The 20375-nt window shown below is 60.7% G+C and carries 18 protein-coding genes; 8 read left to right on the top strand and 10 right to left on the bottom strand.

Annotated features, from left to right (window positions below; genetic code table 11):
* Positions 1–15 precede the first annotated feature (15 nt).
* Positions 16–2349: a hypothetical protein gene (locus HUU46_14970; protein ID NUM54947.1), complete on the bottom strand. Its 2334-nt coding sequence runs from the start codon at positions 2347–2349 to the stop codon at positions 16–18.
* 247 nt (positions 2350–2596) lie between these two features.
* Between HUU46_14970 and HUU46_14965 the strand changes: the two genes are divergently transcribed.
* From HUU46_14965 to HUU46_14935, 7 genes are all read left to right on the top strand, one after another.
* The gene (locus HUU46_14965) at positions 2597–4408 is read left to right on the top strand and encodes a carbamoyltransferase (GenBank protein NUM54946.1); all 1812 of its coding nucleotides are present in this window, start codon (positions 2597–2599) and stop codon (positions 4406–4408) included.
* Positions 4409–4456: 48 nt separating this feature from the next.
* Entirely contained in the window at positions 4457–4864 is a 408-nt protein-coding gene (locus HUU46_14960) for a hypothetical protein (GenBank protein ID NUM54945.1), read from the top strand.
* A 64-nt stretch (positions 4865–4928) separates the two neighbouring features.
* Positions 4929–5078 (top strand): hypothetical protein, encoded by a 150-nt coding sequence (locus HUU46_14955; GenBank protein ID NUM54944.1) that lies wholly within the window; start codon positions 4929–4931, stop codon positions 5076–5078.
* Between the two features lie 12 nt (positions 5079–5090).
* Positions 5091–5849, top strand: coding sequence for a nickel pincer cofactor biosynthesis protein LarB (gene larB, locus HUU46_14950; GenBank protein NUM54943.1), 759 nt, complete (start codon positions 5091–5093; stop codon positions 5847–5849).
* Positions 5850–5947: 98 nt separating this feature from the next.
* Positions 5948–7123, top strand: coding sequence for a nickel pincer cofactor biosynthesis protein LarC (gene larC / locus HUU46_14945; GenBank protein NUM54942.1), 1176 nt, complete (start codon positions 5948–5950; stop codon positions 7121–7123).
* A 162-nt stretch (positions 7124–7285) separates the two neighbouring features.
* Positions 7286–7774, top strand: coding sequence for a pantetheine-phosphate adenylyltransferase (gene coaD, locus HUU46_14940; protein NUM54941.1), 489 nt, complete (start codon positions 7286–7288; stop codon positions 7772–7774).
* Positions 7775–7869: 95 nt separating this feature from the next.
* On the top strand, positions 7870–9006 hold the full coding sequence (locus HUU46_14935) for a site-specific DNA-methyltransferase (GenBank protein ID NUM54940.1): 1137 nt from the start codon (positions 7870–7872) through the stop codon (positions 9004–9006).
* On the opposite strand, the gene HUU46_14930 is transcribed toward HUU46_14935, so the two are convergent.
* The 5 genes from HUU46_14930 to HUU46_14910 form a co-directional block, all read right to left on the bottom strand.
* Positions 8988–9596: a hypothetical protein gene (locus HUU46_14930; protein ID NUM54939.1), complete on the bottom strand. Its 609-nt coding sequence runs from the start codon at positions 9594–9596 to the stop codon at positions 8988–8990. The two genes, HUU46_14935 and HUU46_14930, sit on opposite strands and share 19 nt — an antisense overlap.
* Before the next feature lie 78 nt (positions 9597–9674).
* The gene (locus tag HUU46_14925; protein NUM54938.1) at positions 9675–10580 is read right to left on the bottom strand and encodes a TIM barrel protein; all 906 of its coding nucleotides are present in this window, start codon (positions 10578–10580) and stop codon (positions 9675–9677) included.
* A 114-nt stretch (positions 10581–10694) separates the two neighbouring features.
* A complete protein-coding gene (locus HUU46_14920; protein ID NUM54937.1) occupies positions 10695–11387 on the bottom strand; it encodes a class I SAM-dependent methyltransferase in 693 nt (230 codons plus the stop codon).
* Positions 11388–11499: 112 nt separating this feature from the next.
* Positions 11500–13038, bottom strand: coding sequence for a sugar isomerase (locus HUU46_14915; protein ID NUM54936.1), 1539 nt, complete (start codon positions 13036–13038; stop codon positions 11500–11502).
* A gap of 31 nt (positions 13039–13069) precedes the next feature.
* Positions 13070–14476: a hypothetical protein gene (locus HUU46_14910; GenBank protein ID NUM54935.1), complete on the bottom strand. Its 1407-nt coding sequence runs from the start codon at positions 14474–14476 to the stop codon at positions 13070–13072.
* A gap of 407 nt (positions 14477–14883) precedes the next feature.
* Here HUU46_14910 and HUU46_14905 point away from each other — a divergent pair, with 407 nt between their 5' ends.
* Complete coding sequence (locus tag HUU46_14905; GenBank protein NUM54934.1) at positions 14884–16338, top strand: hypothetical protein; 1455 nt, start codon at positions 14884–14886, stop codon at positions 16336–16338.
* 15 nt (positions 16339–16353) lie between these two features.
* Here HUU46_14905 and HUU46_14900 read toward each other — a convergent pair whose 3' ends face one another.
* The 4 genes from HUU46_14900 to HUU46_14885 form a co-directional block, all read right to left on the bottom strand.
* Positions 16354–17028, bottom strand: a complete 675-nt coding sequence (locus HUU46_14900; GenBank protein NUM54933.1) for a prolipoprotein diacylglyceryl transferase — start codon at positions 17026–17028, stop codon at positions 16354–16356.
* Positions 17029–17075: 47 nt separating this feature from the next.
* On the bottom strand, positions 17076–18443 hold the full coding sequence (locus tag HUU46_14895; GenBank protein NUM54932.1) for a radical SAM protein: 1368 nt from the start codon (positions 18441–18443) through the stop codon (positions 17076–17078).
* A complete protein-coding gene (locus tag HUU46_14890) occupies positions 18413–18805 on the bottom strand; it encodes a hypothetical protein (GenBank protein NUM54931.1) in 393 nt (130 codons plus the stop codon). Before HUU46_14890 ends, HUU46_14895 begins: the two co-directional genes overlap by 31 nt.
* A gap of 106 nt (positions 18806–18911) precedes the next feature.
* Positions 18912–20354, bottom strand: a complete 1443-nt coding sequence (locus tag HUU46_14885) for a hypothetical protein (GenBank protein ID NUM54930.1) — start codon at positions 20352–20354, stop codon at positions 18912–18914.
* Positions 20355–20375: the final 21 nt, after the last annotated feature.

Here is a 20375-nt window from a genome sequence, read left to right as displayed (position 1 = left end):
GGACGGCCGCCAGCGCTACGGCGCAGGGATCGAACTCAACCTGCGCACGAACAGGAATAGGGCAAGCGCGTACACCGCCGCGGCCGACACAAACACGGTCGTAAAGTTCGTGGCCATCGCAAGCACAATTGCCAGCACGGAGCCGAGGACCGTTGCACCCCCGTTCACCCCCCACATCCAAGGCACTGCGTCGCGTCCGTGAATAGAGACGAGGCGTATTCCTTCCGGGAATGGCATGCCCATGAAGAACCCCAGGGGCGCGACCATGGCCGCGGTAACCACGCCACGCTGCCATAACGGCCAGCCCAGAGTAAGCGGCACAATCGATGGATACACGAACCCCGCGACGAGAATTGTGACGATCGCGCCGGAGATACCAACCGCGAGCGGGATTCGCAACGTTGCGCGCATTTGACTGCCGATACCCGCGAACAGAAGCAATGTGGCGAGCACGGTGGCCAACGAACGCGCGGGGTGACCGAGCAGGAGCGAGAAACGCTGCATCAGCGCAATTTCCACGAAGATGAATGCGATACCGAGACAAATGAAATAGACAAGCCACGACGGGAACCGTGGAATACGCGCCCTGCCGCGCTTGAGCAGCGGAAGAAACATGAAGACGAGCACCGCTACGGTCAGCCAGAAGAGCAGAGTGAAAAGCGTGAGCGACGCGCGCCCACCACGCAGGATTTCAGCGGCGCCGCTTGAATAACGCGCCATAAGCAATTTGCGGACGCTGAGGAAATTGAAGAAGAACGGGCTGTCGTCCCAGACGGGGCGAGCGTCGAACTCCCACTGTTTGACTGCGTCCAACTGTTTGCCCGTTTGGCGCAGATCGGCGTATTGCTTGTAAGTCTTTTGAATCGCGTACGTCATATCTTCTTGCGCCACGGGAAACATCATGTTCAGTTTATTCCGCTCGGCGTGTTCGCGGACGGTCTCGATTTGGATATCCGAGAACGGGCGATTGCCGGCCATGATTCCGATGAATCCGTTGAACGGATTGAACACGGCCAGGATGTGCCGCTCCGGGGTTTCGTACCCGAGTTCGTACATGGCCTCGAGCATCACGGTGAACAGCCGGACCGACTCCGCCGGGGTCTTCCATCGCGAGATGTTCAGTATGCCGCCCGGTGTGAGATGGGTAATATAGTCTTTCATGGCCTCGACGGTATAGAGATAGCTTTCGGAGAGCACATACGCGCCCGAGTTCAGCGCCGCGAAGGTATCGATCGCGTTCATGACGATTACGTCATACTGTCTGCCGCTGCGGCGCACAAAGCTGCGTCCCTCTTCGTTGTGGACGTCGACCTCGGGGCGCCCGAATACGACCTTGGTTTGCTTTCCGTATTCCTGCTTCACGATGCGCGCGGTTGTGGGATTAATCTCGACGGCGTCGACGTGGCTGGGGTTTGCGCGCAGCGAATTCAGCACGTCGACGCCCCCTCCCGACCCGATAACGAGCACCGAATCCGGCTTGGGGATCAGCAGGTACGGCGACGCCCACGTTATGAGGCACTCGCGTTCCGGATTCCAGTCGGAAGGTGGATGCGTCCAATGCACGGCCATACCTGTCCATGCGTCGCCGTCAATGAATATACGTTTCTCGCGCGGGTGGCGGACACTGCCCGTCACGTCGATTCGCGAGATAGAATTCCATTCGGAGAACTCGATCGAAGGTTCGATGGCCGGAACGTGACCCGCGGCTTTGTAGAGCGAGACCAATGCCTTGGTTTCTTCCGGCTGGATCGAGCGGTCGATGTCGCGTTCAAAGACGACGATTGCGGCGGCGGTCGCGAGGCATATGGCGCCGCCGTAGAGGCTTATTCTCGAGCGGGGATTGAGTGCAAGCGCGGGAAGGGTCACCAAGCCGGCCGCGATGACCACGAGCGTTACGGCGCCGAGCGGCCCAATGAGCGCGAGAAACAAGAAGCATCCCGAGGCGGCGCCGACGAGGTCCGCAAAGTACAAGAAATTCATATGCTCGGCGTAATCGCGGTACACAAGGCCGAGAATCCAGCCCGAGAAGAAGTACGGCAGCACGGCGCACGCGTACGTCAGGTAGAGTAGATACTGGTTGCTCTTTACCGTGGCGACCGAGGCGGTGTTGATATCCAATTGGGTCATTGCGAGCGAGGAGACGAGCGTCGAGACGAAGAAGAGTACGGCGGCCAGGGGGACGGTCAGTACCCGCGCCAAGCGGGAGTCCTTTCCAAAAGACATCCATGTACCGCTAATTCCAAACCCCAGCAGCGCGATGGACACGATGAAGTAAACAACGTGGTTCCAGTAGACGACGCTGAAGATTCGAGTCTGGACCAGTTGCAGCAGTAGCGTAGCCGCGGCCACGCTGAATGCCGCCACTGCAGGCCCGGCTAGACGCACACCCGATGCTGCCCTGGCGCCCCTGCTTGACAACTCCCGACTCCCCCATTTCATGAACGCCAGGCCCCCGGCGTTTGCGCCGCGCGACTATACGTGCCCCGGCCGTAGAATGCAACGCGGCGCCGGCAGGCGGGATTACGCTCGATGGCATTGACCCCCGATCGCGCGTTTGTTAGGCTTTCGGCGCAGCGAACCAATCCCCGGCCCATCCATGAATATTCTCGGCATTTCGGCGTTCTATCACGACAGCGCGGCGTGTTTCGTGCGCGACGGCGACATCGTCGCCGCGGCGCAGGAAGAGCGCTTCAGCCGAAAGAAGCACGACCCTCGGTTCCCGATACACGCCATCGCGTATTGCCTGAAGGAAGCGGCGGTCGGCGCCGATGAACTCGATTACGTCGTGTTCTACGACAAACCGTTCGTGAAGTTCGAGCGGCTGTTGATGACGTACATTGGCACCGCGCCCAAGGGAATTCGGTCGTTCATCGATCAATTGCCGTTCTGGTTGAAGGAGAAGCTGTTCACGCGCAACGCCATCCGGCGCGAGCTCGGTTACAAGGGCACGGTACTGTTCACGACACACCACCAGTCGCACGCGGCGGCGGCGTTTTTCCCCAGCCCGTTCGAGGAGGCCGCGATTGTGACGCTGGACGGCGTTGGCGAATGGGCCACGACGACGTATGGCATCGGGCGCGGCAACAAGGTCGAAATTCTCAAGCAGATCAATTTCCCGCATTCGCTGGGGCTGTTGTATTCCGCGTTCACCTACTTTACGGGGTTCAAGGTCAACAGCGGCGAATACAAGCTGATGGGTCTCGCGCCGTATGGCGAGCCGAAGTACGCGGATGCGATTCGGAAGGAATTGATCGATCTGCGCGAGGACGGCTCGTATCGGTTGAACCTGGATTACTTCGATTATTGCGCGGGGCTGCGCATGACCAACGACAGATTCGCGCGCCTGTTCGGCGGGCCGCGCCGCGAACCGGAATCGAAAATCACGCAACGCGAGATGGACCTTGCGAAGTCGATCCAGGTCGTGACCGAAGAGGTCATGCTGAAAATCGCGCGCACGGCACACAAGGAGACCGGGTGCAAAGACCTCGTGTTGGCGGGAGGCGTGGCGCTGAATTGCGTTGCGAATGGCCGGCTGTTGCGCGAGGGGCCGTTTGAGAACATCTGGATTCAGCCGGCGGCGGGCGACGCGGGCAACGCGCTGGGGTGCGCGTTGTATGCATGGCACCAACTGCTCGGCAATCCGCGCACGCCGGACCGGCGCAGACAGAAGGCGACGTATCTCGGCCCGGCTTATGGGGACGATTCGATCGAAGCGTACCTGAAGTCGGTCAATGCGCCGTACGAGAAGTACGACGACGAGGCGCTGTGTTCGCGTGTCGCCGAATTGTTGGCGAACGAAAATGTGGTGGGCTGGTTTCAGGGGCGCATGGAATTTGGGCCGAGGGCGCTGGGTGCGCGCAGCATTCTCGGAGACGCGCGATCGCGAAACATGCAGTCGGTGTTGAACCTCAAGATCAAGTTTCGCGAGTCGTTTCGCCCGTTTGCGCCCGCGGTGCTCGAGGAGCGCGTCGGAGACTATTTTGATCTGGATACGGAGAGTCCGTACATGCTGTTGGTGGCGGACGTTGCGAAGCAACACCTCGCGCCGCTCGATGGCGAGGCATCGCGCGCGGCGGGTTTCGAGAAGCTGAAGATAGCGCGTTCCGACGTGCCGGCAATCACGCACGTGGACAATTCGGCGCGCATTCAAACAGTGCGCGAAGAGGACCATCCGCGGTACTACGGCCTCATCAAGAAGTTCGAGGCGTTGAGCGGGTGTCCGGTGATCATCAACACGTCGTTTAACGTGCGCGGCGAGCCAATCGTGTGCACGCCGGAGGAGGCGTACACCTGCTTCATGCGGACGAATATGGACTATCTTGTGCTCGGGTCGTGCGTGCTCGACAAGCGCAATCAGCCGGAGTGGAAGGACAAGGTGGATTGGAAGGCGCAGTATGAACTCGACTGATGCGATTCTGGATTTTGGATTGTGGATTCTGGGTTGGGAGTCCCAACGATGAAGCCCGATCCGGCGAACGTATCGCGTGGGGAACTGCGCAATTTTGGGCTGTTGATGTGTGGCGCGTTCGCAGTCATCGCGTGTCTGCGGTGGTGGATCAAGGGCCACGCGCCGACGGTGTTGTTCGTGATTGCGGCTGCGTTTCTCGTATTCGGTTTGGCGGCGCCGGTCGCGCTGAAGCCGGTGTACCGGGCGTGGATGAAATTCGCGCTGGCGCTGAATTGGGTGATGACGCGGGTGTTCTTGACGATCGCGTTCTATGGACTGATCACGCCGACCGGCATTATCTATCGCCTCGTCGCGGGCGACCCGCTCAAGCGCGCGTGGGACCCGCATGCGGGTTCGTACTGGGAAGCACCGGACGATCAGCCTGGCGAACTGGACGCGTACAAGAATCAATTCTAGCGTTCGGATGTATTTCCTGCCAGAATTGGAGTAGCATACGACTACCTTTAACCGAGTAGATTATATGGAATTTCTTGCCGAAATCTGGGCGTTTCTGCGCGTGCGCAAGAAGTTTTGGCTCGCGCCGATTATCATTGCGCTGGTGTTGCTGGGGCTGCTGATGTTGGCGGCGGGCCAGGCGGGCGTGTTGTCGCCATTCCTGTACGCGCTGTAAGCGGTCCTGCGAATGGATCGCGATAAACTCAGGGAACTGCTCGACGCGGTCGCGGCGGGATCAATGTCCACGCAGGCCGCGCTGGACCGGTTGCGCGCGTTGCCGTTCGAGGATATCGGGTTCGCGAAGGTTGATCATCACCGCGATTTGCGCCAGGGCCATCCGGAGGCGATTTTCGGCGCGGGCAAGACGCCGGAGCAAGTCGTCCAGATCATGGCGCGCATGCGGGACAAGGGCAGTAACATTCTGGTGACACGATGTCCCGCGGAGACGGTCGCGGCGATCATCGCGGCGTATCCGGGAGCGGTCCACCATGAAGCGGCGCACGCGGTCACATTGATGGAGACGCCGCCGGTGGTACGGGACGGCTACATTGCGGTGGTGTGCGCGGGGACGTCCGACCTCTCGGTAGCAGAGGAAGCCGCCGTCACGTGCGAATTCAACGGCAACTCCGTAAAGCGCGTGTTCGATGTCGGCGTGGCGGGTCTGCATCGTCTGCTGGGCCAACACGAAACGCTGACCAAGGCGAACGCGATTATCGTGTGCGCGGGAATGGAAGGCGCATTGCCGAGCGTTGTCGGAGGACTGGTTGATGTGCCGGTCATTGCGGTGCCGACGAGTGTCGGGTATGGCGCGAATTTCGGCGGGCTTTCCGCCTTGCTGACGATGCTGAATTCGTGCGCGACCGGAATTGCCGTTGTGAATATCGACAATGGTTTCGGCGCGGGAATGCTCGCGAGCATGATCAACCGAATTGCGGGACCGCACTGAATTCCGGTGGCGATGGGCATGATGAGAGCAATGTGAGTTATGGGAGCAATGGGACGTACCAATCACTGCAATTCTGTCCGGTTTGGGCGCGATCGTAGATGAAGGCGCTCTACTTCGACTGCTTTAGCGGCGCTTCCGGCGACATGATCGTGGGCGCGTTGCTGGATCTTGGAGTCGATTTCGAGAAGCTGCGCGGCGCGCTGGAATCGCTCGATGTGTCGGGCTACGCGGTCACCGCGACGAAGGTGAAGAAGAAGGGTGTGATGGCGACGCAGTTCAACGTCGCGCTGGACCCGAACGCGAAACAGCCGCACCGGCATTTGCGGCATGTAGTCGAGATCATCGACAAGGGAAATCTTCCCGACGGCGTTAAAGAAGCGAGCAAGGAAACGTTTCGCCGCATCGCGGAGAGCGAAGCCAAGGTGCACGGAACGACGATCGAGAAGGTGCACTTCCACGAAGTCGGCGCGATCGATTCCATTGTCGATGTCGTCGGCGCGCATTTTTGCCTGAGCGAACTCGGGTGCGAGCGCGTCGCCGCGTCGCCGCTGCACGTCGGCGCTGGGACGGTCGCGTGCGCGCACGGCGTGATGCCGGTGCCCGCGCCCGCGACGGCGCTGTTGCTTGAGGGAATCCCTTGCTACGGCGGGGACGTGCTGGCGGAACTTGTTACGCCGACGGGCGCAGCGTTGCTGGCGCAGATAGCGTCGTCATTCGGACCCATGCCCGCGATGAAAGTCGTGCGCAGCGGTTACGGCAGTGGCGCGCGCGATCTGCCGGACCGCGCGAACGTGTTGCGCGTGATCGAGGGCGAACCGACCGAAGCGCCGGCCTCCGAGACGATTACCGTGATCGAGACGTACGTGGATGACATGATTCCGGAGCTTGTGCGCGTGCTGATCGACGAAGCGATCAGCGCCGGGGCACGGGATGCGTTTATCACGCCGGTCACCGGCAAGAAGGGGCGCCCGGGGCATCTTGTTACGATCTTGTGCGACACCGCGACCGCAGAGAACATGGCCGGCGTCGTGTTTCGCAATTCGACGACCCTGGGTGTGCGCATGCGGGAAGAACGGCGCATCTGCCTGGAGCGCGAGTGGAAGACCGTCGAGACGCAGTGGGGAGCGGTGCGCGTGAAGATTGGCCGGTATGGCGAAGAACGGACTGTGGCGTCGCCGGAGTTTGAGGATTGCAGAAGAGTCGCGGAGAGCGCGGGCGTGCCGGTGATGCAGGTGTATCGAGCGGCGTTGGGGGCGGCGGAAGCGGACTCGTAGATTCGCTGCGGGTGGATCACCGATTACGATTACGATTACGATTACGAGCAAGAGCAAGAGCACGAGCAAGAGCAAGAGCATCCTCCTTCGCCGAGGCTACGGAGGACAAGCGAGCACGAAATCGTACACGATCGCCGTGGGGGTAGTGAGGGAGAGCGCTTGATGGCTGACCGCATTGGAATTTATCCGGGGAGTTTCGATCCGCCGACCTATGGCCATCTCGATCTCATTGCCCGCGCATACAGACTGTTTGACACGTTCATCGTCGCCGTTGCGCACAACCCGGACAAGCAGGGCCTGTTTACGGTCGACGAGCGCATCGAGATGCTCAAGCGGATTACGGCGGACATCGGCAATATCGAGGTGACGTCGTTTCAGGGGCTCACCGCCGAGTTCGCGCGGCAACGAAAGGCGACCACGCTCGTGCGCGGGCTGCGGGTCGTGTCCGATTTCGAGTACGAGATCACGATGGCGATCGCGAACCAAAAATTGAATCCCGCCATCGACACGGTCTGCCTCATGCCGAGCGAGAAGTTTCTGTTGCTCAGTTCGCGCATCGTCCGCGAGATTGCGCTCTTCGGCGGCGATTTGAAGGAATTTGTGCCGCCGGAAATCGAGCGGAAAATCAGGGAAAAGCTTGGGCGGAAATAATTGAGCCCGCGACGATACCCGATCAACGACCGTCCTTGTTGACAAAAGACGTCCAGACGTCTATTGTGTGGGGTGTGAAAAAGAAACCTGCGAAGATGCCTCCGGGTCGCGTGCGCGACGCGATAGTTACCGCGCTTTCCGAGAGTCCGGTCGCCTTGTCCCCGATGGAGATTGGGCGGCGTGTGAACGAATCGATCGGTGAAACGCCGATGTCGTCGGTGCGATCCTACCTCCGATTGAATACGCCGGGACTATTCGTGCGCGAAGAGCGCGGCGCGTATCGTGTGCGTCAGAATGGAGCGACCGCCGTCCAGCGAAAACTCCCCGGCTTAGAGCCGCAGTCGCCGTCCTTCACGTACGGGAATGCGAAACTGCATCATGCCGATTGTTTGGATTGGATGGAACAACAGCGGGATCGAAGTATTCACGCTGTCGTGACCGACCCGCCCTACGGGCTGCACGAATACTCGGACGAACAACAATCCAAACTGCGGGCAGGTAGGGGCGGCGTGTGGCGAATTCCGCCGTCGTTTGACGGGCACGTGCGATCCCCGCTGCCGCGATTCACAACATTAACAACGCCGCAACTCGAAGACTTGGGGAACTTTTTTTACATATGGGGACGCAACCTGCTTCCCAAACTCGTTCCGGGCGCAAACGTGGTTGTCGCATCCAACCCGCTGCTTTCGTACGTCGTGTCCAATGCGCTTAGTAGAGCGGGCCTGGAACGACGAGGAGAAATCATTCGGCTCGTTATGACCATGCGGGGTGGCGACCGACCGAAAGCCGCGCACGACGAATTCGCGGAGGTTAGCGTGATGCCGCGGTCGATGTGGGAACCGTGGTTGCTGTTTCGCAGGCCTATCGAGGGCCGCGTGCAGGACAACCTGCGGAAGTGGGGAGTCGGCGGATTCCGGCGGCCATCGAAGGACAAACCGTTTGGCGATGTAATCAGGTCTTCGCCCACGCGCGCGAACGAGCGCGCACTTGCGCCTCATCCGAGTTTGAAGCCCCAGGCATTCCTTCGCGAGGTTGTTCGCGGGGTCTTACCGCTGGGCGAGGGCACAGTCTTCGATCCGTTCGCGGGGTCAGGCTCGACGCTGGCGGCGGCCGAAGCCGTCGGATACTCGAGCGTTGGGGTCGAGCGCGACGCGTCGTACTTCGCAATGGCGTGTGCCGCGATACCAAAGCTGGCGCGGCTCGATGCGTGGTTTCAGGATGACACTCGATAGACCCAGTTTTCCCGGAGTTTTTGTATGCCGTCCTTGTGAAGCGTTGCCGTGCGAGTGCCTAATTCACTTCTCGCGTTCTTCCTGAAGTCTTGTACTGTGACATGACCGAGATAGACTTCCGTAAACGACATTGGGCTTCTGTTCATAGCCGGTTCAGTTTGCGTGTCACGTTCGTATACGAAGACGCACATCCACTGGTCGCGTGCCCCGTGCGTATCTACGGCCCCACCGGCCTTGCGAGTTGTCTTTATCTCAATTCCTTGCTCTCCAGCTTTGATGGAATTGCCCGGGTAGATGCCACGCACGACAAGGTCTGGGTGTCCGTTGAAATACCGATTTTCGGTCAGCACACGCGAGTGCTTCGCGAGGCTGGCCGTGAGCATATCGGATAAGACCCCGGACATAATTGCCGGCCGCAACATATCGTCCAGCCGTTCCAAGCCCTTGTTAGACAGGTGTGAATTCACATCAAAAAAGAAATCGTAGACGTCTTGCATTGCCAACCGCAAATCGTCGATGCGCAGCTCGAAGGGAAGAACCGCGTCTGCATTGAACTTCTGCCCGTCAACGACATTACGAGCCACACCCATGACGTTGGCAATTCCCTTTATCAACAATGCCAATTTGCAGAGGGCGGGCCACCGACATGACCCGCCCTGTAAAAAAACTTACGCCTTCAGTTTTTCCAATAGCGCCTTGCAGCGTTTGATTCCTTCCGCTTCGGAGAGGCGGTCGCCTTCGTATTCGATGCCGATGTAACCGTGGTAGCCGTGTTTGTCGACGACATTGGCGATGAGGCGGCTGTAGTCCATTTTGGTCTCTTCGCCGGTGCTGTCGTCGAAGTCGTGGCACTTGGCGCTGACGGCCTTGTGCGCGAATTTCATGAGACGGTCGATGCCGTCGTAGATGTCGGCGCCCTGCGGGAAGTTTCCGAAGTCGGGTAGTGTGCCGAAGCGGGGATGGTCAACGGCGGCCATGAGTTTTTCCATCGCGGCGGGGTCGGACGACGCGCCGCCGTGGTTTTCGATGATGACGTACTGGTTCTTTTTGTCGCCGTACTCGCACAATTCGCGGAAGCCGGGGACCGACCGCTGGATAAAGGCATCGAGCGCCGCGGCGTCCTTTGCGATGTCCCTCGGGGCGCCGGCCCAATTCATGCGCATCGAGTGGCAGCCGAGGTATTCGCAGATGTCGAGCCACTTCTTATGGCGGGTGACCGCGTCCTTCCGCGCGTCCTCTTTTTCGTCGCCGATGTTGCCTTCGCCGTCGACCATCGTCAGCAGGATGGACACTTTATTGTCCGCGGCGTTTTTCGCCAGTTTGTCGAGATAGGGCTTCATATCGGGAAACGATTTGTCGAACTCGGCGAGCATTCGGTTCACGAGTTCGATGCCTTCGATGTCCCATTCCTGGCGCGACATTTTGGGCATATCGAGCATCGGCGTCTTGCCGGTTTCGGTGCCGATGGTGCGGTGCAGCGACCACGCCGCCAGCGAGATTTTGTAGTCGCGCGCGGCGTGTACCGCGCCGCCCAATGCCGCCGCGCCCGCCGCGGCCGCTCCAGTCGTCTTCATAAAAGTTCTCCTCGAGATACGCGTGCTCATCGTGTGTGACTCCTTGGGCGCGAGTGCAGCCCCGTTGGTATGCAGCGCCGAAAATGGAATAGTGCCGCAGGGATCGACCGCCGGTCAAACGGCGCGGCGAAACGACAGGACGCCGACGCCGTTCCACCACATGGCGCGGTCGCCGTTGAACCGCGCGGGCAGTTCGTACAGCAACGTCCAATTGCCGGTCGACTCCGCGGCCGCCTGCAACGTTGCATCCTTCGCGAGGGAATCCGAGTCGAAATCGTGGCGCCAATCGTCCACCAGCACAAGCGCCTCGTCCGAAAGAAACGGCTCGACGCGTTTAATCGCTTCGTACTGGCTAGTGTAGTCGTGCGCGCCGTCGTAGAAGTAGAGTCCTATCGGCAGGGTCAGTTTCGATGCGGTGTACGCTTCGAGAAAATCGCAATTGAAGAATGTCACCCGGTCTGAAAGTCCGTACTTCGACAGGTTTTTCTGCAACGTTTCGAGCGTGTTGTCGTCGAATTGGGAGAAGTTGTCGCAAGCGAACACGGGGCGCGGCGCGTTTTCGATCATTGCGGAGATGAGGCTCTTGCCCTGATAGGTGCCGACCTCGAAATACGCTTCGCCCGCGTCGAGAAACCCGAACGCGAGGTTCAGCAACTGTTGTTTTTTGAGCGACAGCTTGCCATCGACGTCCGGACACAAATCCAGCTTGTGGCTGACGATTGGGTCCCAGTATTCATAGGTGGGGAGGTTTAGGAGGCGGCCCCTGAATTTCTCGTTGAATGCATCTTGAAAGCTCGTGACGTTCATCTACCTTATCGCTCCGTTCGCGGCAACGATACCGAGATTGGGAGAAACACGTCAACGCCTCCAGGGCGTGTACGTACGCGCTGGAGGCGTTAGGGCTGCTTGACGCGAGCTGCTACGCGACGCTCAGATTGCGCCAGCCGATGCCGAGCTTACCGAGCGCGTATCCCGCTTCTTTCAGGTGGTCGCCATACGCGAGCATCCAGTGGAAGCCGCGCATCTCTTGCGCAAGTTCGCGGCAGTCGCCGTCGATTTCGACGTCGACCTGCGAGCGGCAGATGTCCATGAACGGGTTGTCCTGGACGTATCCGCGAAAGCCGAGCCAACGGGCCTCCGCGAAATCGGGATCGATAACGGTGACCACCTGGCCGACCTTCATTTCGACTTTGGGCGCCGCGCCATAATCTGACTCGAAATGCGTCATGATGCGCGCGGGCTCGAGGCGCTTGCCGTCCATTTTGCGCGGGGCCGTGCAATGGGCGAGGGTAATGACGCCGTGGTGCGGATAGGTCGGGTCCTGTAGGAATACGGGCGTGGACGCGACGTGATGCAGCAGAATTCCCGACGGGATGACGACGAAATCCGATTCGCAGAATGCGAGCATGCCTGCGTCGTTGATCAGTGTCAGCGTAAGGCACGCGGTCGTACAAGCCATCGGCATGATCGTGCTCATGCACTCGTTTACGGTAATGGCCGCCGCATCGGCTTCGGCCATGACCCGCTCGAACACGTCGCGCAACAGAAACGCACCCGACACAAAGTCCATCTTCGTTTCCAACTTCGTTTTCGGAAGGCGTAAATAGTCCGCGGCTTCGCTGCGGTATCGATCCACGTTTGCGCTGTCGCCGCGCATCGCCGTAATTCGTTTGGCAAGATCGTCGTAGCTCACATCGACGATGTCGAGTTTCCACTTGTCTCGAGCGAGTTGTGGCGCGTTTCGCCCGCCATGGCCCCAGCCGGATGCGCCGCCAATGGCGACGATCCGCGAGCCGACGCTGTTCTTGAGCGCGTATAGCCCGCGCAATCGCCACAGGAGATCGTCAGTGTCGTCAACGACGATGTCGTCGTTGGTGAGTCCCGGCTCGCCGTATTCATCGACCGTCTTACGCAGCATGCGCGGGTGAATGATCTCGTACCACAGGTACACGGGGCCGCTCTCGTGACGTACAAACACCATGTTGTGGCGTTCCGGGGCGAGCAAGGCTTCCAGGACACCGCCATCGCCGCTGGCGGCGTAAATGAGGTTCACGTCCGCCGGCGTTGCGCGAACGGATTCTGCCTCCGCTTTCGACGTCACACCGCGCAACGGCAGCACCCGGAGCGGAAATTCCGCAACGGATCGAAGCTGTTTCAGTTCCGATTCGATGCGTGCGCCTTCTCGGGCGACGCCGCCTGCATTTTGCAAACCACCCCAGGGCCGCCAGCTTGTCGCTTCGCGTCGAACGAATTGCTGGTGCAGCAGCACCGGCTGGACCACCAGTTCCTGCTTCTTGATCACCGGCTGTACCCGCTCATGCTTTGTGCCGCGGCCACGCGGCGCAGCCACGGCGGATGCCGTCATGCCGAGTGTGGTACCGCTCGCAGCGGCCAGGAACGAGCGGCGTCCCATTTCCAATCCGTGGCAACCGCAGCATCCGGAGTGTGTGTGCGTCATGCTTCTCCCCCCTTTCGGACGATAATCCAACTCACGCGCTTACGGGCGCTCTCTCGGGCGAATGAACGTGCGCGATCCCGTGCATCTGGCAAAAAGCCTCGACATCGCGTTTGTGATCGCCGTAGAAGACAACTTGATGGAACCCCGCCACGTCGCGGCAATCTTCGATGTTGTTCATTGCGATCTCGAAGTTGGTGCGGCACCCGCCCGCGGGCGGCGTTTGCACGTTTGCCACGACGGCGCCCGCGTCCACGATCAGTTCCTTGGGGTTCTTGAAACTCACGAGCGTGACCGGCTGCCCTTCGCGCCACAGCACCTGCATCGACACACCAATGCTCGATTCGGAGTGCGAACGCAGGACGTAGGGTTCGGCTTCTTCGTTGAACCCGTTTAGCCGCGTGCCGGACGTGCAATGCGCGGCGATGAGCACGTTCTTCACCGTTTCCGGCACGGGGTCGTTCATGAAGCCGGGCTTGTCGAACAGGTAACTGGTCAGCAACATCGACAGCGCGCCCATGACGTCGGCCTCGCACGCGTAGGTCACGCCATTGTCCTGGAACAGCGCGGCGGCCATGCACGGCGGCGTCGGCACGACTTTCGTCGTCACCATGCCGAGGCAGTCGCTGGTGACGGCGTTCGCGCCCTCGTCACGGAGAATTCGCTTTGCCGTCTGGTACGACCGTGCGGCATTCATCGTGTCCTGGCGCGTCGGCTCGACGACCTTTTCCGCGCCACGCCGCATCATGCGCGCGACTTCATAGGTCTCGTCGTCCTCCGGCATCTGTTCGAACTGCTGGTGTAACGTCGCCCGCGGCACGCGCTTTACGCGCACGCCGAGGTGGTCCATAACCTCCTCTTTGCGCTCTTCTCCGGCGATGACCAGGAGGCAGGTCTGTGCGAGTTGCTTCTTCGCGCGGACCATGCGCATCGCCTGCGCGATCGCGTTTGTTTCCAGCGACGAGATGACGTGCACGCCCGGTTGGCGCGAAATCTTGAGCACGTGGCCGGTGAATGCAGTCCCGATTGGCGCGAAGACGATTGTTGGTACGCCCGACTTCGAGATGATGTCGGCCCAGGGCCACACATCGAGATGCTGCAGAATCAGCACGACCGCATCGGGCTTGTCCGCTGCCAGCGACGCGGCGAACGCGTTGGCGGCTTCGACCGTTTCAATCGGCATATCGAGCTCGCGCATGTCCGCACCGACGTCGCGCGCGGAATCGCGGCACGCGTTCAGGTACCGTTTGCGCTCGCCCTCGACGTCGTACGACGCGCCGGGCCAACCCAGCCAGTACGGCGGCGTCTTGCGCACAACGGCAACCGACAGTTGAATGCGCGGGCGCGGGCGGAAGCTCGCGATGTCGATGTAGTCATTGGCGCGCGGAGCTTCGCGCGCGTGCGCCGCAATGGCAGGCGCGGCGACGGCGGCGATGGACATTCCGAGAAAACAACGGCGGGTAAAGGGACAACAGGAACACTTGGCGGACGGTAGGTGCTGCATTTGGCCTCCCCCCTCACGAATGAGGCACCTACCTCTGGGAGAAGTATAACGCTGCACGAATTCTTTGTACATGTTTTTCGCCGATTTGCGCGGCTTACCTTCGCATGGCGCGCAACAAAACGTATCTGCGTTCTACATGTTCGCTCGGTTTTGCCATTGCCGGAATCGTGAATCGCTCGTATACTAAAAGCCGCTCGATTGACGAGTTGTCGTTTTACAACAGATGGGGGTCGGAGCGGCGAGCGGCATCCGCGACAAACGACCGTACTACGCCATCGACAGCCTCCCCTTGATGAGCGGCGCGCAGGCCCGTTCGATTCCGCCCGGTATCCCGGGAGGTGCTCATGTGTCCAGACGTATCCCGCCGTCAATTCCTGGGGTGCAGCGCTGTCGGCGGCGCGCTGCTGATGACGCCGCTCGCGGCGAGCGCGAGGTCCGTGGCGGCGGAGGAAGGCTGGATTGATCGCCCGCCGGTCAAGATTCATACCGTTTACGTCGGCCGCACGGGCGACATATATCTGTCGCGTCCGACCGAGGAGATCGCGAAGTTCAAGCAATACCTCGCGGGCATCGAACAAAAACTGGGCGATGTCAAATTCGTCGGCGGCGAAACCGTGCCGCCGGAGGATGTCGCTACGGTTGTCGCGAAGATGGCGGACGCCGACGGCGTGTTGATGTTCCACCTTTCGGGCCATGGCGGCGGCGCGCCGCAGGAAGCCATGCAACGCATCGTTGAGGTTGGATTGCCGACAGCGGTATTCACGCAACCGTTTAGCGGGCACGGTTGGATGTATTTCCCGCAATGGCAGAAAGAAGGCAAGAAGGTCGTCCTCCTGCCGACGAGCGATTGGGGCGAACTGGAACGCATCAGCGCACTGATGCGCGTTCCCGCGCGGCTCAAGCAAACGCGCATCATGGTCGTCCGCGGGCCGATGGGCACGCCCGCGGCGTGCAGCGCCGAACAGGTCAAACAGAAGTTTGGCGCGGCGTTGATACCGGTTACCGTCGAGCAAACGATTGAGGCGTTCAACGCCGTTGACGTCAAGGCCGCCGAAGCGGAAGCGGAAAAGTACTGGATTCGGCCCGCAAAGGATGTCGTGGAACCGACGCGCGACGAGGTGATCGCGGCGGCGCGGTTTTATCTCGCGCTGAAGAACATGATGATGGCGCATAAGGCCGCGGCGATTACGAGTTCGAACTGCATGGGCGACCCGGCAAAGGGGTGTCTCGCGTTCAGCAAACTGAACGATATGGGCTACGTCGGCGCGTGCGAAGGCGACATGGACTCGACGCTGACCATGCTGATGTTCGCCTATGCGTTCGGCGTTCCCGGATTCATCAGCGATCCGGTGGTTGATACGGCGCGCAACGCGTTGATCCACTTCCATTGCACGTCCGCGACGAAAATGGACGGGGCACACGGCAAGCGCCGCCCCTTCACGATTCGCACGCAAACCGACAGCCATCGCGGCGTGTCGCTCGACGTCGAAAACCGGATTGGCCAGGAAGTGACCTGCGCGAAACTGGTCAATCTCGATTCGATGCTGATCTCGACGGGCAAGATCATCGACGTGACGCACGACAAACTCGGGTGCCGGACGCAGTTCGTTACGGAAGTGAAGGACGCGAACAGTATTTTCGAGAACTGGGGCGCGGGGTTGTGCGGCAAAGACGCCATGACGCTGCTGCACCGCGTTGTGTTCTACGGCAATTACACGAAAAGCATGAAGGACCTCGGAACGCTGACCGGGTTCAAGGTGATCGAGGAGGGTCCGTCATACGCGCCGACATTGACGTAGCGGTGGCTGTCTTCTTCACTGGCGCGCGAGCGCCGCGCGCTGGCGGTAACGCACGACGCCCAGTACGAGGATCGCTAGCGAGGCGACCTGATAGCCGGTAATGGGACCGATAAGCGGCGGTATGTCACGGGCGAACTCGTGCGCGAAGCGGAAGGCGCCGTATGCGATGAGATAGATGTGGAAGAGTTGACCGTTGAACGCGCGACGGCGGTAGAGGGTCAGCGCGACTACGAACATTGCCAGATTGAACGTGAATTCGATTGGGACGGCGGGCCAACGGTCGATGCCGTGCGCGTCGGACAACGTGTACCAGTGACGGTCCATTTCGACGCCAAGGCAACAGCCTTGAATGTAGCAGCCGATCCTCCCGAGCATGAGACCGAACGGCGCGACGATTGCGAAAAAGTCGCCGGTAGCTTTCGCGTAACCAAGCATTTTCTTCGCCGCTTCCACGGAGATGTAGCCACCAAGCAGGGCGCCGGTGATGGTCTTGCCGGTGAGCAGGCCGAGCCAGAGTTGCTCGGGCGTCACTGACGGATCGAAAAACACGCGCCAACCTTCCGCGAAGAAGTAAACGGCCTTTGCGCCAACGAATGCGCCACACAGCGCCGCGATATAGATGAGTTCGAGGCGGCGATCGCCCGCGGCGGCATCGCGGCGCAGGACGCGGGTCCACACGACTGTAGACATCACGATGCCGGCGAGGGCCAGGGCTGGGTATGCGAAGTAGGTAGCGCTCACTTCATGGACATCGCACGCTGCGCGGCCCTTGGTCCATGCCAGGTGCCGGGCAGGCCGGAGTAGTAGCGGCAGAAGGAATCGAGTTTGCCGTCGGGACGAATCACGTGCGTGCAACAGCGATCGATGCGGTCGTCGTCCCAGGTGTTGGCATCCATGAAAGGTTTGATGAAGAGGCGGAACGTGCTCGATTCGTTCAATTCGAATTGTTTGAGGAGCGCGCCGAGCGGTTCCGATTCGCAGCCGCACTGCGCGAGATCGGCGAGCGAATAGTTGAGGCGGTCCGAGAGAAAGCCCTGAAGCCGCGAGAAATCGACAAACTCGCCGATCGAGCGCAGACCGTCTTCGGTTTTGAGCAGATAGCCGATCGTGGCGCAGTTCGGGTCGCCGCACGGCAGCGGCGTGAAATCGTCGAAAGTGAGTGCGCCATCGGATTGCGAGATAAGCGCGTGGATCACGTCGGCGGTGTTCAGCGGGTCGTCGTTGCGCATGGGCGCGCGGCCGGACATGAAGTAGGGCTGGAATGCCACGCCGCGGACGTGCGGATAGTGCAGTCCAAACTCGACGGCATCCCAAACGTGGTCGATTGTCGATCGCGTGACGGTCATTGCGAGCGTAATCGGGAGGCCGCCGCCGGCAAACGCGCCACACACTTCGATCGCGCGTTGGCGCGTCGCGCGCAGATCGCCGCCGCGCAGTTCCTTCTGTCCTTCTTCCTGTACGCCGTCGAACTGAAGGTATAGCTGCAGTTTGCGGCGCCGGTACATGCGGTCGAGTTCGCGCGCGAATTCTGCGTCCTTTGCTATGCGCACGCCGTTGGTGTTCAGCAGTATGTACTCGATCGAGGGGTTCCGCTGGCACCAATCGAGCAACTCGAAAAACTGCGGGTGGATCGTCGGCTCGCCGCCCGAGAGTTGCAGGACTTCGATCTTGCGTTTCGCCCGAACTACATCGTTCACGCGCTGTTGGAAGTCTTCGAGCGAGACGCATTCGACATCGCGCGAAACCGGCGAATCGGCGAAGCAGGTCGGGCAGGCGAGATTGCAGCTATCCACAATTTCGATGAGCGCGAGGCATGTAGAGAGCGCCTGGAACGGGTCCGGCCCCGTTGAATCGGAATTGCAGCAATCATTTTGCGAGCAGCAGGAACCTTTGGACAGGTGATAGAACCGGACGTCGCTGGAGATGCAGCGGCGCTGAAATCCGTGGACGGGGCACTCGCGGTCCAGGTACACGCGGCCTGATTCGACGATCGCCGTTGCAGGCGCAGGCCGGCCGCACACGGTACAACGGCTGGTCGTGCGTTTGAGAATCGCGCTCGTGTCGAGGGTGGAATTCACGCGAGCGTCATGAGTATCGCCGAGCATTCGGCGAAGACGATCGCGTAGTTGGCAAAACTCATCCCGGCGGTGACGAGGACCACCATGCCCGTTCGGGCGCCGCGGGCGTCAGGCGCGACCGGTCCGTGGATTTTGCGAAGCGCGCGGACGGACCACGGAATCATGAGTATGGGAGTGCCCAGAACGAAGGCAATGCCGGAAATGATGAGCACGGGCAGCGCAGTGTCGCCACTGCGATCGAACACGAAGCAGAAGAACATGATGACCAACATCACCGCGGCCGGGACAAACCCGACTCCGATTCGCGCCCAAAGCGTTTGGCGCGGTGGAACGGGCGGAGGGACATCGAGCGGCGGCGGGGCCGAGTTCGGATCGAGTTGTTCGGTCATAGCGCAATCATCGCCATATCGACGCCTCCCCGTGCGAGCGGGTTTTTACGAATACTCGCAACACTGCGCAGTACCATAGCGGATTGCAGCCGCGCCACGCCACGCGTCACTCTGCCGCGGTATACGTGATGTCGTCGAAATACATCTCGACGTAGTGGCCGCCGCGCTGCCACGACACGATGCCGAAACGATCGAAGACGGCGTTCCCCTTGCGGGCGGTTTCCGGAAGGTCCATGTCAACGGATTCACCATCGAGCGTGGCGGTAATTCTGCCGTGGCCTGCGTTGGCGTCGGGGTCGTACACAACGGACCACGTGCGTTGCTTCCCGTCGGGATTGAAGATGGGGCCTTCGTCCTGGATTCCGCGTTGGTCGTCGGAGGCGCCGTATACCGGGCGGAAGTAGTGGCCGATGCGGCTGGGGCCTTCGACAAGCACACCGACGAAGTTGTTGGGCGGCGCGCCGATGGCGGTGTGCGAATTGAACCAGCCGATGAGCAGGCCGCAGTCCACGGCGGCGCGCCGAAAACTGACCTTGCCGCTTGCGGTTAGCTTGTCGTTCATCGTCAGGCGGCCGGTTGGCGCGCCGTAGTACCCCGCGTGTTCTGGATCGACGCTCTCGATGCGCCAGATGAACCCGCCGATTTCACCCGGTTCGCCGCCCGCAAAGTTTGTCGGTCGATGGCCAAAATCGTGGTGTGGACGAATCGCAATGTCACTAAACGTGTCGCGGTTGCCCGCTCCCTCCCACTTCGGGTCCGCCGCGAAGTCGAAGCGCTTGCCGTCAATGGTGATGTCGTCGAAGTATGCCGTGAGGTGGTCGCCGTAGATTTGTTGGTTCATGATGCCGAACCGATCGAAGGTCGCGCCGTCGGCCTTGTGGCCCTCGTCGAGCGGCGCTTTGAATACTTCGCCGTCGAGTGTCAGCGCGATTTCGCCGCGTCCTTCCGCGCCGTCGGGGTCGTATTCGATCGACCACTCGTGCGGTTTCCCGCCGACTGGAATCTTCGAGGACGGGTTTGTCTGGTACATGCCCTCGAAGGTCTGGCCGCCGCCGGTCTTCCAGTTCTGTGTGCCGTATTCGTAAAAGATTCGGAACGAATTCGATTCGCCGTCGATGCGCATAAACAGCGCGTTCGGCGTGCGCCACCCGCGCGACGTGCTATTGAACCAGCCGACGAGGAGCCCGCTGCCGCCTTCGGAGTGCGTCACGTTGAACCGCCCCGACGCTTTGAGTTGATCATCAAGCGTCTTCGGCTCGATGGCGACCGAATACGTAGCGGGCTTCACCGAGCGGCACACCGACCCGCCGATTTCGCCAATGCCGCCGCCCGCGTGGTTGGTTTGCGAGAATCCGAAGTCCTGCTTCTTCTCGCGGCCTTGTTCCATGCGCACGTTGTTGCGTCCGTCCCAGTTTGGGTCCGTAGCGAAGTCTTGGGTGACCGCAGTCGTTTCCGCGAGGGACACGCAAACGAAGCCGACGGTGATTGCGGTCGCCAGTAGGACGCAAGTGTCATTGCCGCGCCGCTCCAGTGATTCACAGATGAACATCGCGAGGTTCTCCGCTGGACA

The sequence above is a fragment of the Candidatus Hydrogenedentota bacterium genome, from assembly GCA_013359265.1.
Classification (GTDB): domain Bacteria; phylum Hydrogenedentota; class Hydrogenedentia; order Hydrogenedentales; family SLHB01; genus JABWCD01.
Note: the sequence above shows the minus strand (reverse complement) of the source record. Positions and strands in the feature narration are given on the sequence as shown.

Coding starts and splice junctions, on each gene's coding strand:
- HUU46_14965 (NUM54946.1), top strand. CDS start 2,597: ATGAATATTCTCGGCATTTCGGCGTTCTATCACGACAGCGCGGCGTGT.
- HUU46_14960 (NUM54945.1), top strand. CDS start 4,457: ATGAAGCCCGATCCGGCGAACGTATCGCGTGGGGAACTGCGCAATTTT.
- HUU46_14955 (NUM54944.1), top strand. CDS start 4,929: ATGGAATTTCTTGCCGAAATCTGGGCGTTTCTGCGCGTGCGCAAGAAG.
- larB (NUM54943.1), top strand. CDS start 5,091: ATGGATCGCGATAAACTCAGGGAACTGCTCGACGCGGTCGCGGCGGGA.
- larC (NUM54942.1), top strand. CDS start 5,948: ATGAAGGCGCTCTACTTCGACTGCTTTAGCGGCGCTTCCGGCGACATG.
- coaD (NUM54941.1), top strand. CDS start 7,286: ATGGCTGACCGCATTGGAATTTATCCGGGGAGTTTCGATCCGCCGACC.
- HUU46_14935 (NUM54940.1), top strand. CDS start 7,870: ATGCCTCCGGGTCGCGTGCGCGACGCGATAGTTACCGCGCTTTCCGAG.
- HUU46_14930 (NUM54939.1), bottom strand. CDS start 9,596: ATGGGTGTGGCTCGTAATGTCGTTGACGGGCAGAAGTTCAATGCAGAC.
- HUU46_14925 (NUM54938.1), bottom strand. CDS start 10,580: ATGAAGACGACTGGAGCGGCCGCGGCGGGCGCGGCGGCATTGGGCGGC.
- HUU46_14920 (NUM54937.1), bottom strand. CDS start 11,387: ATGAACGTCACGAGCTTTCAAGATGCATTCAACGAGAAATTCAGGGGC.
- HUU46_14915 (NUM54936.1), bottom strand. CDS start 13,038: ATGACGCACACACACTCCGGATGCTGCGGTTGCCACGGATTGGAAATG.
- HUU46_14910 (NUM54935.1), bottom strand. CDS start 14,476: ATGTCCATCGCCGCCGTCGCCGCGCCTGCCATTGCGGCGCACGCGCGC.
- HUU46_14905 (NUM54934.1), top strand. CDS start 14,884: ATGTGTCCAGACGTATCCCGCCGTCAATTCCTGGGGTGCAGCGCTGTC.
- HUU46_14900 (NUM54933.1), bottom strand. CDS start 17,028: ATGTCTACAGTCGTGTGGACCCGCGTCCTGCGCCGCGATGCCGCCGCG.
- HUU46_14895 (NUM54932.1), bottom strand. CDS start 18,443: ATGCTCGGCGATACTCATGACGCTCGCGTGAATTCCACCCTCGACACG.
- HUU46_14890 (NUM54931.1), bottom strand. CDS start 18,805: ATGACCGAACAACTCGATCCGAACTCGGCCCCGCCGCCGCTCGATGTC.
- HUU46_14885 (NUM54930.1), bottom strand. CDS start 20,354: ATGTTCATCTGTGAATCACTGGAGCGGCGCGGCAATGACACTTGCGTC.